The organism is Bacillus sp. EB01, assembly GCF_000613125.1.
Lineage (GTDB): Bacteria > Bacillota > Bacilli > Bacillales > Cytobacillaceae > Bacillus_D.
The window spans coordinates 1,510,770-1,524,129 of the sequence record NZ_HG964497.1 but is presented as its reverse complement, the minus strand read 5'-3'; the positions used below and the strand labels follow the sequence as shown (position 1 = coordinate 1,524,129).

Here is a 13,360-nt window from a genome sequence, read left to right as displayed (position 1 = left end):
TAAACCATTCCTCTTAGGATTGCTCCATTTTCGCAAGTAATAATCCGACTTGTTTCCAACAAAAGTCCGTAGTTCATGAGTGCCCGACACTGACTCGGAAGTGTTAGGAGAAATTTCAGTAGCTTGAGAGTCTACTGGTTTACCGCATGAAGAACAAAATCTTCCGTCTTCTTTAATTTTTGCACCACAACTAGTACAAAACATGACCTCACCTCAGCATTTTTCTTTGTTTTCACTATATACACCTTATTATTACCATGATTTATAAAAAATTCCATTAATAAGGATGGGAATAAAAGCGGCTGTCTCTTTTGGTACAAGCTGGTAGGGATAAAAGAATTGTATTTTTTAAAAAGGGTAAACGGAGGGGGGCTTCTCTGAGTATCAGGGCATTCTTTGGAAACGCCTCATACAAAAAACAGATTAACCGCTTTTCATCAGTGAGTTAAGGAAGATAAAAAAAAGGAGGCAGGGAATTTCCCCTGCCTCTTTTAATTAAGTACCAATGTTATTTGTCATTTTAAGTTTCATCTTCATCGTGATAGGCTTCAGGGGAAGTAGTTTCACTGCAATCCCAACAATAGCTTCTGGTGCTTTCCCATTTCGTCAGCTGGTCCCCACAATAAATGCATTCATTTGGATCAGATTGTATCATCAACTGTTCCTCCTTTGCATTTTTTTTGGCCATAAGATAAGTGGAACACAACCAAATTTAAGGGATTGTCCCTTAGAGTTTTTGCTTTACCCTATTTTATTAGTGTTTAAACCTTTTAATGACAGACCAGGGGAACGCATTCATCTGGACAAGCAATGACTTTGGGAAATTGGGGAAAATAAAAAGACATTGTACTGTTCAAGGGTTTACAATGCCTTTCTATGTTTATCATCTTATTCAACTGTGTAAAATGTGTGCTTTTTTTCTATATTAGTTGTTAATATATTTTTCAAAAACTGGCCCGAAATCTTTTTGGTGGTATTGTTCGCGGGTTGATTTCAGCCACTCGAAGCCAAATTCGGTCAGCTGCTTGTACTGGTCGGCGAGCGGTATATCAACAGGCCTTGAGGTTTGCAGGATGGTTGTAGCTTTATCAAGGCTTGCGCTGGCCATTTGGAGCATAATATTGTTTTCGATTGTCACTTCGGATATGTAGAGAAGGGCTTTGTAGAGGTCGTTCAGCTTGTTGATTTGCTTTTTGTCCACATCGATGCTGTACTGCTGGTTACCCAAAGTAAATTTAATCTCGATATCGAGGTCGACTCTTCCCGCTGTTTCAAGGGTGACGTCTGTGATTTTGTGCTGGGAATATGGATAGCGTTTCAGAGTACGCTTGGAAGAAATGGCATTTTCCCCGTCAACATGAATGAACGCCAAGTTGGTGAAGCAATATTCATCCGCCTTTGTCTTGATCAGGAAGTAAATTTTTTCATTATCCTCATGGCGGACATAGTCATCGGCATCTGTTTTGTCAAAGTCTTGAGGCTCGATAATTTTTCCGATATCGGACAAACCAAGAGCTTCGGAAGCCAGCTTTTTAAACATTTTCTTCTCCCCTTTTCCAAGTTATCAAACAACTTAATTTTACCATACGAACCTTTTGAGAATAACCCTTTTTATGGAAAAATCTAAATGTTGAGTGTAACTAATCCTGTTACTATTCGTCCTCTTGCTTTTTCTAAAAAAATCACAAATTTACCTAAAAAAATCAAATAGTAAGTAGGTCAGGCTTGGACAGATAATAATTGTAAGCGCTTTTAATATTTGGAATATTCAAATTTATTACTTTTGCACTATTGGATTGAAAGGAGGGCCTATTTTATCGTACTTTTTACCTATTAAAAGCGCCAATTATGTATAGGGGGAGTTCAAGTGTCTTCAAAATCCACGTTAGTCCGAAAGAAACATTCAAGATTCAGAAAGACTGTGTTAACCAGTACGTTAGCTTTATCTTTGTTAGTACCTGCAGTGGCATATGGTAATGGGAATGAAGATTTAGGGTATGTAAATCCTGCTCAACCTAACACCCCTGGAGGCTCCGGCGCAGAGACGGTTACATATCGTGTCCCAGCTAATCCTGCCACTGGCCAGCCTGAAATTGAAGCATCCAGAAAAGGTGTCCTGAAGGATGGCGGTTACCAGTTCAGGGATCTTGATGGTGATAAAGTACTTGATACGTTTGAGGACTGGAGAAAGCCAGTTGACCAGCGGGTTGCTGATCTTGTATCAAGGATGACGCTGGCTGAAAAAGCAGGATTGATGCTGATCAACACACATACTCCGCTTGCAAACCCGGCAGATGGAAAATATGTAAAAGATGATGATCCGATGATTGTCGGGAAAAACATGCGCTACGTCATCTTCCGGCAAACTCCTTCGGTCGATGTGATTGCAAAGTATACAAACCAGCTTCAAGCATTGGGGGAGACATCAAGATTGGGGATTCCGGTGGTGGTGACGTCGAACCCACGGAATCATGCTTCAACTGATTATACCAACAATAGTGAAGGTGCGGGCATGCATACGTTTTGGCCTGGACCGCTTGGTTTTGCGGCTGCACGTGATGCCGAAGCCGTAAATGAATTTGGCCAAATCGCTGCGAAGGAATGGAGATCGGCAGGTATTCGCAAGGTTTATGGCTATACAGCCGATATTGCAACAGATCCGCTATGGGCAAGGATTGAGGATACGTTTGGCGAGGATCCTGAACTGGCTTCCGAGATGGTTTATAACGTTATTAATGGTTTCCAGGGGGATAAGCTTGGCAGTGACAGTGTGTCGATTACAGTTAAGCATTTCCCTGGCGGCGGCGCACGTGATAATGGACTGGACCCGCATTTTGTTGAGGGTAAATTCAATCCGTACCCAACTGAAGGCAGTCTTTTGAAGTATCATATTCCGCCATTCAAGGCTGCTATTAAAGCTGGTGTCACATCCGTTATGCCTTATTATGCGTATCCGAGCAATACGAGTGCTGACCAGGGACTTCCGTGGTATAGCGAAAACCAGCAATTTGAGGAAGTTGGCTTTGCATTAAACAAAGGAATTCTCGATTTCCTGCGTAACGGACTTGGCTTTAAAGGATACGTTAACTCAGATACAGGCGCGGTTGGAAACAATGCCTGGGGTGCAGAGAACTTAACCCCTGAAGGGAAAGTGGCCAAAGCGATAAAAGCGGGAACAGATATTATTTCCGGTTCCTCAGATCCACAGCTGATTATCAATGCAGCGAATTCAGGTTTACTTTCAGAAGCTGAGGTGAATGAATCTGTAACCCTGCTGCTGACAGAAATGATGAATTTAGGCTTGTTTGAAGACCCGTATGTCGATCCGCAAGTTGCGCTAAAGGTTGTGGAAGATGCCAAATCACAGCAACTGGCTGATGAGGCCCACCTGAAGTCCATCGTTCTGTTACGTAACGATAAAAACATTCTTCCTCTGAAGGATGCAAAGCTTAAGGGAGTTAAGCTGTACGTCGAGTTGTTCACTGGAGGAGATTCTTCAGCTGCTACTGCGAACTTGAAGAAACAAATTAAACAGCATGACAGCAAAGTTGTGATTGTCGATTCGCTTGCAGACGCAACTCATGCCTTTGTTTGGGTGAAGCCGGCACAGTCGAACTGGGACAACAACCCGCGGATTTCAGTAGGACCTGAAACTGGAATTGCTAATGTCGACCGGATTGTTGAGATTCAAAAAACAGTTCCAACCGTTACGGCAATTAATTTTATCAGCCCATGGCTAATCGACAAAATTGAACCAAATGCAGCCGCGGTACTTGGAACATTTGGAACGAAGACGGAGGCAGTTATTGACGTAATCCGCGGCGAATTCAATCCGACTGGACAGCTGCCTTTTGCTATACCTGCAAATGCTGACGCGGTGGATAAGGAAGTTGGTGATGTTCCAAGCTTTGCGCCAGAAGAATATCAACAGTATTCATATGTTAATAAATCTCGTGACAAATACGAATATGGCTTTGGCCTTTCCTACAACCAGGGTAAAGCAGTCGGCAAGCCAGACCATGGTGGGGAAACTGGGAAACCTGATCATGCGGGGAAATAATTATTTAACAGGGTTTTTCGGCCATAAAAATTAATTTAGAACACTAAAGAGGACTGTCCCAAAAGCTTGCTTTTGGAACAGTCTTCTTTGGCTTCCTGATAAAGTGCCCGGCAACACCTGATTTTTTTGAAGTAATGACGTCTGGATTTCTTCGAGACTTGGCGTGTAGGCATGTATGCATTTTATTTAGGGCATCGACCCATTTTTTCAAAAAAAAGAAAAAGAAATGGAGGACGAGGCCTCCATTTCTACTACGTCTTCTGTTCCTGCTTGTGATTTCGTATCCGGTGCATGTATTCAGGAGCATCCATCGGGTCAGCAGCGATCATCTCAATCAAACAGAGTTTTTCGGCACATTCCTGTTCTGCCTGGGTTATTGCCTGGTCTAGCTCTCCATTTGTTCGGACTGTTTTTGTAAATAGTTCGCCTCCAAAGGCTTCGGCGAGTTTGGTGTATGACCAGCTCGGAATTTTGTTGTACTGCTGCTCCTCGGGGCTGGTTTCGACATTTAAATATTTTTCAATCGTGTAGCCGTCATTGTTCAAGACGAAGATGATCGGCTTGCATCCATAATAGAGCATCGAGCTTATTTCCTGGGCAGTCAACTGCATCGAGCCTTCTCCTGTGAAAAGCAGCACCCGGCGGTCCGGTGCGGCGATACTCGCACCGTAGGCAGCGGGTGTGGCGTACCCGATTGACTGCCAGCCTCCCTGCATAATATAGGTTGTATTGGCAGGCAGTTTCACCTGGGACATTCCGTAGTAGAAGGTCCCGGTTTCGGCAATCACAATATCGTTTTCTTTTAGCATGTGCTGAAAACGCGGAAAATAGTTTTCTGCTCTAAGCGGCTCATCGGAACTGCCGCTGATTTCCTCGTACGGGAAGGAGATTTTTTCGGGCTTTGACTGGCTTATATATCCAAGCTTTTGCATCTCTTGCAGCATGTCGGCAGCGCGTACATCCCGGTATTGGGATTCAGCAATATTGACCTTGGTAGGCTGAATTTCAATTGTGGTATCCGGATTCAGTTTTGCGGTGAAGTTCGCTGTGTTGGTGTCGGACCACAACAGTCCTACCGCGATGACACAATCGGAGTTTTCAACGATGCTTTGGACTTCGGAACTGCCGAAGGAGCCAGCATACACTCCGATATAATTCGGATGGGTTTCGTGAATGGTTCCTTTGCCGTACATCATGGTCGCAACGGGAACATTCAATGTATCTGCAAGCTCCCGGACCGCTGTTTGAAGTCCGAACCGCATCGCTTTTACATCGACGAGGATGACCGGCCGCCGGGCAGGTTCCAGCAACTTGCGGACATGTTCCACCGCAGCGAGAAGTTTATCCTGGTTCGAAGCTGGCACCGGAGATGATGGTCCCTCCCGTCCTGTGATGGGCTTTGCCACAACATCATCAGCTACCACAAGGTATACGGGCTTTCTTCTTTCCTTGGCAATCCGGATCGCTGCAGGAATTTCCATCCTGGCGTTATCCGCTGTAACGATTGTTGTATACGCCGTTAATGGCTCATACACCTTCCGGAACACATCGAAATTACCGTCCATAAGTGTGTGGTGCATCAGCTTGTGCTCTTTTTGAGCCTTCTCGGGAGGGGAACCGACAATATGAATAATTGGCACATGCTCGCTATTAGCGCCGGCTATTGCATTGGTTGCGCTCAATTCTCCGACCCCGAATGTCGTAATTAGAGCGGACAGGCCCTTGATTCTCGCATACCCATCCGCGGCATATCCAGCATTCAGTTCGTTCCGCCCGTTGTAAAAGCGGATGCCATTACATTCTTGAAGCGCATCAAGCAAGGTGAAATTATAATCTCCCGGGACACCGAAAATTTCGGTAATGCCCTCTTGTTTTAGGCAATCAAATAAATACTCGCCAACCGTTTTTTGCCCCATTGGGGTTTGTTGGCTGGAGTTGTCCATTGAAGTCATGTTCTTTAAACACGCTCCTTTCCAATCATAGCTGCTTACTTATAAGATTTACCCTTGTTGCAGGAGAGTTAAGCGTTGGATTGGAGAGAGGGAGGGAAGGGAGTGGTTTTGCGAGCTTATGAAGACTGGAACAGACCCAAAAATCGTGCGTAACCATCCTTCATTCGGCTTATGAAGGCGGGAACAGACAAAAAATCATGCGTAATCATCCTTCATTTGGATAATGATTTTGTGGGAATTGATTTGGACTGGAACTTTCTGAAGATGGGCTATACAAAGGTAAAGTTGTATGCGGTATGATGAAAAAGGGGACGGTCTCGTTAGCCAACTGGCAGAGGAGATCCGTCCCTGTTTGCTCTTTTACAGTTTCCCGATAAATTCTAGTTCTGACACATTTTTAGAATCTGCCGCACCGTTCAAAATTTCTTTTATATCGTTCAAAGTTTCATGAAGGGTTACTGACAGGCCTGCTTGTTTGGTAAAGGGTTCGGCAACATAAAATGGCTGGGTTAAATAGGCTTCAAGCCGCTCGCCTCTTTGATAGGTTTGTAATTCAGATGCCGGAATCCGTTCAATCCCGCGAACATTCACTAAAGAACGGAGTTCCCGGTAGCGGCGGAGAAGCTTTAGTGCTTTTTGTTGAATTGTGAAGTGTTCCTGATCTAGATGGGCGCCTTCGAGCACAGAGGAGGTTGAACTTAGAGGATTGACGGCTGGATAGCGGTGCCGTGCTGCAAGATCAGCGTCGAATTGCCATAAGGTTTCCAGTGGCCCATAAGGTAAATCTTCATCAACAACCTCGCCTGTTAAATCAAGCAGGAAAGTTGTGACAGAATGGATTCCGATTCCTTGGAGCTTCTCCTGGAGTTGCTGGATACTTCCTGTTATCACATGGGATCTGTCGGCAACGAACATAATATCTTTGTCCACGCCGATACCTGCAATGGTCTCATAGGTTTCTTCGATGGTGTTCGTAATGATTTCTACATTTTCAGTGAGTTCATCAACTCCCTGGTGTTCACCTTCAGGCATTAACAGAATTGTCTTAAATCCTTCATTTTTCAATCGAAAAAGTAACTCTGACAATACCACGAGCTGCCCCATTCCAGGACGTGCAACCAAACCGACAGTTCCTCCTTTTGCTAAAGGAGCAAATAAATCCAACGTTTTAATTTTGGTTTCGATCATTTCGATTTTCTCCCCTCTGATAATCAGATCATCCAAACTGCAATCTGCCAATGATGCTAGTGCAACCAACGTTCGAACCTCAGCTCTGCCAACAGGTATTTTTCCGGTGCACAGGTTCGAAACGGTAGCAGGCCGCAAGCCAACTTGCCTGGCTGCACTTGTTAGATTCGGTACTTTTCTTCGTAATAAGCTTACATTTAACCTTAAGTCATCCAGTTTTTCCATAGACTACCCTCCTTTACTTTATATAGTAAATTAAATTACGTTTGAATGCAATATAAATTACTTTATAAACTAATTTTTATTGCTTTATAGAGTAATTTTGTTGAATGAACTAGTCTTAACTAGGGTTTTAACCCCAAGTCTTTAATTTGTTAAAGGGCAGGTAGGTGAATAGAGTGGTGTATCAACATAGGAATTCATCCTTTTGAAACCTTCTAAAAAAAGCAGAAAGCTTGGAGCCGTATAATTTGGTCTCCAAGCTTTATTTGGTGAGCAGCGCCGGAACATTATTCCTCTTCGGCCCAGGCATTGTAGTGCTTCAACTTTTGAAATCTCTTTTTCTTTTTCAAGTATTTTTCGTTCAGTACAAGGACTTTGCCATCCTCTGCCGTCTCATATTTTCTGTAAATTAATTTGTATTTTTCGAAGGCCAAGTGCCCTGGGATGTAAAGTGCCAAGACGATGAAAAATAGAGCGGCCGTTTGCTGTAAATAGTGAAATTCTTGTCCCAGGAGATAGATTGTCATAACGGCTTGCGATGTAAATCCCACCATCATGATGATGATGAAATTACAAACATGAAAGATGAATTCCTGCCTGCCGCCACTAAACATCCGCTCCAGTTCAGTCTTGAAAAACAGAGTAACAAGTATGGATACTGCAATACAGATTAGAGTAATAAAATAGGCTACGATTGTCACCCTTAGTACGCCTCCATTCCCATTCGTCATCTTATCTGGATTGTAACATAAGGGGGAGGTTTCTCAACTTTCTTGGATTAGGGAGAATTATTTAATTACGCAAAAAAACCAAATCCCATCATTTTGGGGATTTGGTTTTTTGTAAGGTAGGTGTTTCACCTTTTACTGATGCTGTTCCACAAAATTCCGGGAAGAGTCCTTCTCCGGCTTTTCCAATGTATCCAAAAACCGCCCAATTCGTGTGATCGCTTCCTGAATTTGTTCCATGCTTGTCGCATAGGAACATCGTATATAGCCTTCACCGCTTTCCCCAAAGGCGCCGCCCGGTACGACTGCGACTTTTTCAGCCAGCAGCAGCTTTTCCGCAAATTCCTCCGATGAAAGTCCGGTACTTTTAATAGAAGGAAAGACGTAAAAGGCTCCGCCTGGGTTGTGGCAATCGAGTCCGATGTTATTAAAGGCTTGAACGATGTAATTTCTTCGCCTCCGGTAGCTTCTTCTCATTGCTTCTACCTGGTCATAGTTATTTCGTAACGCCTCAATCGCTCCGTGCTGAAGCATGTGCGGTGCGCACATCGTCGTATATTGAAAGATTTTAATCATGACTTCGGTAAGCCACTTAGGCGCGGCAATCCATCCGAGTCGCCAGCCTGTCATTGCAAAACCTTTCGAAAAACCGTTCAGTAAAATCGTTCGCTCATACATTCCGTCAATGCTTGCAAAACTAGTGTACTGTTCGTCATACGTTAGTTCTGCATAAATTTCATCAGAAACGACGAGGAGGTCATGTTTTTCAATAACCTGTGCCAGTTCCTGAAGCTCTTGTTTTGTAAGACATGCTCCGGTTGGATTATTCGGTGAACAGAGCAGAATTGCTTTTGTTTTGTCTGTAATCGCCGATTCGAGCAGTTCAGGTGTAAGCTTAAATCCGTTTTCGGCATGAGTTGAGACAGGCACCGGTATTCCACCCGCCAGCGCAACCAAAGGAGAGTACGATACAAAGGCTGGTTCGACAATTAACACTTCATCACCCTGATTGAGTATCGTGCGGAAGGCCAAATCGATTCCCTGGCTCGCTCCGATCGTGACAATGATCTGATTTACGGGATCGTAATTTACTTGGAATCTATTTTTAAGATAAAAAGAAATTTCCTCTCTTAGCTCAAGGAGTCCGGGATTAGCTGTGTAGGAAGTGTAGCCTTCTTCCAGTGAAGAAATGGCCGCTTCGCGAATGCCCCAGGGTGTGACAAAGTCCGGTTCGCCGACCCCTAATGAGATAACACCTTTCATCGTGGAAGCAAGGTCGAAAAACCTTCTGATTCCTGATGGTTTTAAATCTTTTACAGTTTCGGAAAGATAATGCTGATACTCGTTCATCATGGAGAAACCACCATTCTCCGATCACTGTCCTTGTCTTCGCCGAAAATGACGCCATCATGTTTATATTTTTTCAGCATAAAGTGTGTGGTTGTTGACATGACATTATCAATTGTTGACAGCTTTTCGGAAACGAATTTGGCAATTTCGGTCATCGTTTTTCCTTCAATTGTGATAGACAGGTCGTACGCGCCGGACATTAAGTAAAGGGAAGTGACCTCGGGGAATCGATAAATCCTCTCCGCCACCTCATTGAATCCAACACCACGCTTCGGGGTAACCTTCACATCAATCATTGCGACAACTGGTTCCTTACCTTCGACTTTAGTCCAGTCAATAAGCGCGGGATAGCTCACAATCACCTTTTCATCTTCTAATTTCTTTATTGTTTCTTTCACCTGATCCACACTCTGATTCAACATCTTCGCGATATCAGCAGTCGGGATCCGATGATTCTCTTCCAAAATTGATAAAACCTCTAACTCCTGATCGGACAACTTCATTCGAGTTCCTCCTATACATCAAACAACAATATTCATATAATACCACTTTTGAAAAGAGGCTAAAAGAATAAAGGGGAAGTTGGCAGAAACTTACGAATATTGAAGGAAGGCGAAGGAGGGAAGATGCCCATCTTACATGGCGAATAAGAACCATTTCTGTTTGCTTTGCAGTATTTTTAGAGGTGAAAGCCTGAAACAAAAAGGCTGCTCCAAAATTGTCGCCATTCACGACCTTTTGGGCAGCCTTGCTTTTTATTAAAATCAATATTTTCATTTCTTCTTCTGTCATTCCTAACCTTTATCTTTTTCTACCTTAGAGAACTAATTTTTTCCTCCTCACCCACTGTGTGGCGACCCATTTTTCTCCGGTTATGACAGGCATCCCGCTATGGAAAGTCAACTCGTTTAACGCCTGGACTTCATAAAAATATTCAAAGTAAACGGCCATTCCTTTTTTTGGTGTAACGGAGAAGTTCAGTCGTGGAAAGACTGTTTCGCCGCCTTCTTCGACATCGTTCAAATACATGACGAGGGTGCTGATGCGGTTATTTTCCGCTGCTCTGCTCTTTAATGAAAAATAATCAAAATGAGCTTTGTATTCTTGCCCAGGGAGATAATGCAGAACTTGAATTTCCTCACCATGTTCAATCGGAATACACATAATCTCTGAAACTCTTTTTTCGATTTTTGCGACCAGTTGGTTTTCCATCTTATCAAAAAACATGCCACTGCTTGTTCGAATCTCATTTTCCAGATGATTCTCACTAATTTTAGAACGCTTCATACGATCTTTGGCCAATCGAATCAACTCATCACATTCTTCACTATCCAACACATTATCAAGAACCACTACCAAGGGTTCTTCTATTTTTGCCACGATCTTTATAACTTTATCTTCTGTATTGATAGTACTTTTTTCGTGATTGAAAATCGTTTGTTCTTTATCTACGCTCGACATATTTTTCTCACCTCTGTTATTTTCTGGCTATACTAATTATATAACAAAGGTTTTGAATTTAAAAAAATTAGCACAAAGGAGGATGGTTCTGTTGCGTTCACTCCTCGATATTCCTTCCCAATCAATTAGTAGGAGTACAGAATCTGAGGTAACCTAATCTGCAAAGGGAGGAATCACCCGGAGATCACCCCGAGATCAAAGGAAGAGTTAAAGCTTTGGTTAAGCGAGTACTACTTTTCTTCATTACATACATATCCTTTAATAAAAATATCTCTAAGGAGACCTATATAGCCCAGTCCTTGAAACTAAGGCTAATCTAATTAAAGGGGTTTGCCACATAGAGATCTTCCAATGACGTCATACAAATTGAGAATTCAGCAAGGTGATAATGCCTAAAAGTAGCCTGTAAAAGGAAGGATGTAGTGAACACTTATTGTCCAATGATGCCTTGAAAATTACGGAATTGGCTCCAAAAATGAAGGGACTTAGGATACGATATATGTAATAATCGACGGGTTTGTAAAAGTGAGCCCTTAGAATAGGATACTAACACCGAGTCGACACTAAATGATGAAATGGCGGTCCTAGTGTTTTGGGTGGGACGTTTTTTTCTTACTTCTGTATAGAATTTCCTAAGCCTTCCTTTAGGCAAAACTAGAACCGTCACCATTGTAAGAAGTTAGGAGGAGAATTGACGTGAATGAAGTGACACCTTCTGTAATATTCGATTTACATACACACCATGACCGCTGTGGCCATGCGCGGGGGAACATTGAGAACTATATTGAAGCTGCGATTAGAAAAGGAATGACAGCTGTTGGGATTTCGGACCACTCTCCTTATTTTGCCGAAGAAGAGGATCGGCCATTTCCCGGAATCACGATGGCGAAGAGTGAATTTGAGGGTTACGTGCGGGAAGTTCTGCAGTTAAAAGAGAAGTACGCCGGGAAAATTGATGTGTTATTGGGAGTAGAATCAGACTTTTTCCCCCAACATGTGGAAATATACCGGGGCTTTTTAGACAAATATCCGTTTGATTATATTATCGGCTCCGTCCATTTTGTGGAGGATGTCAGCATTTTTAAAAAGGGCCGCTGGGATGGACTTTCAAAAAGCGAAAAAGTACGTGTAAAGGAAGCCTATTACTCCTTGATTGAACAGTCGGCAAAAAGCGGACTGTTCCAAATTCTTGGCCACATCGATGGCATGAAGGGATTCTATCCTTCTTTCTCTTCAATAGAGACCGATGCCATTGAAAAAACTCTCAAAATCATTGGTGAAAATGATGTTGCCATTGAAATTAACACTTCTGGCAAAACAAAGGACTCAGGTGGCTGGTATCCTTCCGACAAAATATTGGAAGTCGCCAAACATTACGGAGTAGCAGTCACATTTGGCTCTGACGCCCACGATCCCGAAAGAGTGGCCGACGACTTCGAATTCGTCCGGGAACGCCTCAAAGAAATTGGCTTTACCGAGTGGGTTTATTTTAAAGAGAAGAAGAGGGTAGCTGTGCCGCTGTAACAGGGGAGGGCAGTAACGGGGTCTGACCTCGTCGGTTATCACAGGGGACGGCTCAAGTTTGGCGTCCTTATTCTACTTTGGTAGGGTAAAGTTTTCTGGAAGCTTCGCGTGGTCAGGTTTGACTTCTAGACCTACGACGCCTATTAGTAGGAGACAATTCGAATTTGCCCGGCCATGTCTAAAAGGTAGGTATCAGATTCATTAAAGAGTTCATGAAAAAATGCCCTTCGTACACTGTACAAAGGGCATTTTTTAACAAACTGGGAGAGAGTTTGTTCATTATAGTATTGGGGGGCGGCGGCGGGGAGGCCGCCATTTTTTCTTGGAAAAAGTCTTTGAGAAAAGAAATGGTTATTGTCCGAACAAATTTCGTAGCCCCAACATTAACTCCGTGTAATGCTGAAACCAGAGAGTGTATTGCTCGAACAACGCTGTCTGCATTTATAAGTATAGGATTTAAATATTAAGGAAGTTTTAATAGAATATGAATTTTTGTTTAAACAAGTAAATAGAAATCTGGTAGGGAAGGATGACGGACAGCTCTATCGTGATTCCAGGCGAAATTGTCTAAGCAGCCACTCCAATGTTTTCATTAGCGCATACTTCTCAAAATAATGGTGGTCTAGTAAATGCCTTTTACTCGACGAATCTCACTCAGCCGCCCTTAGTTCCGTCTAGTAAATCCATTTACTCGACGAATCTCACTCAGCCGGCCCTAGTTCCGTCTAGTAAATCCATTTTCTCGACAAATCTCACTCAGCCGGTCCTAGTTCCGTCTAGTAAATGCCTTTTTCTCGACGAATCTCACTCCGCTTGCCCTAGTTCCGTCTAGTAAATCCTTTTCTATACAATTCTCACTCGTTTTTTCTCAGGAT

10 protein-coding genes and 1 pseudogene are annotated in these 13,360 nt (G+C 43.1%); 2 read left to right on the top strand and 9 right to left on the bottom strand.

The window, feature by feature from the left end; genetic code table 11:
• Window positions 1–138 precede the first annotated feature (138 nt).
• The 3 genes and pseudogenes from TY16_RS27265 to TY16_RS06790 all read right to left on the bottom strand — a co-directional run.
• Window positions 139–204 (bottom strand): annotated as a pseudogene (locus TY16_RS27265) (zinc-ribbon domain-containing protein); the annotation flags it as partial.
• A gap of 316 nt (window positions 205–520) precedes the next feature.
• Window positions 521–655, bottom strand: a complete 135-nt coding sequence (locus tag TY16_RS27060; RefSeq protein ID WP_269320274.1) for a hypothetical protein — start codon at window positions 653–655, stop codon at window positions 521–523.
• A gap of 270 nt (window positions 656–925) precedes the next feature.
• Window positions 926–1,540 (bottom strand): PH domain-containing protein, encoded by a 615-nt coding sequence (locus tag TY16_RS06790; RefSeq protein WP_043931062.1) that lies wholly within the window; start codon window positions 1,538–1,540, stop codon window positions 926–928.
• A 327-nt stretch (window positions 1,541–1,867) separates the two neighbouring features.
• On the opposite strand from TY16_RS06790, the gene TY16_RS06785 reads away from it, so the two are divergent.
• Window positions 1,868–4,060 (top strand): glycoside hydrolase family 3 protein, encoded by a 2,193-nt coding sequence (locus tag TY16_RS06785; RefSeq protein WP_052342625.1) that lies wholly within the window; start codon window positions 1,868–1,870, stop codon window positions 4,058–4,060.
• A gap of 251 nt (window positions 4,061–4,311) precedes the next feature.
• On the opposite strand, the gene TY16_RS06780 is transcribed toward TY16_RS06785, so the two are convergent.
• From TY16_RS06780 to TY16_RS06755, 6 genes are all read right to left on the bottom strand, one after another.
• Window positions 4,312–6,012 carry an alpha-keto acid decarboxylase family protein gene (locus tag TY16_RS06780; protein ID WP_043931061.1) on the bottom strand — a complete coding sequence of 567 codons (1,701 nt, stop codon included), beginning with the start codon at window positions 6,010–6,012 and terminating at the stop codon, window positions 4,312–4,314.
• Between the two features lie 360 nt (window positions 6,013–6,372).
• Entirely contained in the window at window positions 6,373–7,416 is a 1,044-nt protein-coding gene (locus tag TY16_RS06775) for an ATP synthase beta subunit C-terminal domain-containing protein (protein ID WP_043934564.1), read from the bottom strand.
• A 293-nt stretch (window positions 7,417–7,709) separates the two neighbouring features.
• Window positions 7,710–8,123 carry a hypothetical protein gene (locus TY16_RS06770; RefSeq protein WP_231505577.1) on the bottom strand — a complete coding sequence of 138 codons (414 nt, stop codon included), beginning with the start codon at window positions 8,121–8,123 and terminating at the stop codon, window positions 7,710–7,712.
• 162 nt (window positions 8,124–8,285) lie between these two features.
• On the bottom strand, window positions 8,286–9,500 hold the full coding sequence (locus TY16_RS06765) for an aminotransferase (protein ID WP_043934563.1): 1,215 nt from the start codon (window positions 9,498–9,500) through the stop codon (window positions 8,286–8,288).
• The gene (locus TY16_RS06760) at window positions 9,500–10,003 is read right to left on the bottom strand and encodes an Lrp/AsnC family transcriptional regulator (RefSeq protein WP_043931059.1); all 504 of its coding nucleotides are present in this window, start codon (window positions 10,001–10,003) and stop codon (window positions 9,500–9,502) included. The genes TY16_RS06765 and TY16_RS06760 overlap by 1 nt, the downstream gene beginning before the upstream one ends.
• A gap of 313 nt (window positions 10,004–10,316) precedes the next feature.
• On the bottom strand, window positions 10,317–10,961 hold the full coding sequence (locus tag TY16_RS06755) for a 2OG-Fe(II) oxygenase (protein WP_043931058.1): 645 nt from the start codon (window positions 10,959–10,961) through the stop codon (window positions 10,317–10,319).
• Between the two features lie 705 nt (window positions 10,962–11,666).
• Between TY16_RS06755 and TY16_RS06750 the strand changes: the two genes are divergently transcribed.
• Entirely contained in the window at window positions 11,667–12,485 is an 819-nt protein-coding gene (locus tag TY16_RS06750) for a histidinol-phosphatase (RefSeq protein ID WP_043934562.1), read from the top strand.
• Window positions 12,486–13,360 lie beyond the last annotated feature (875 nt).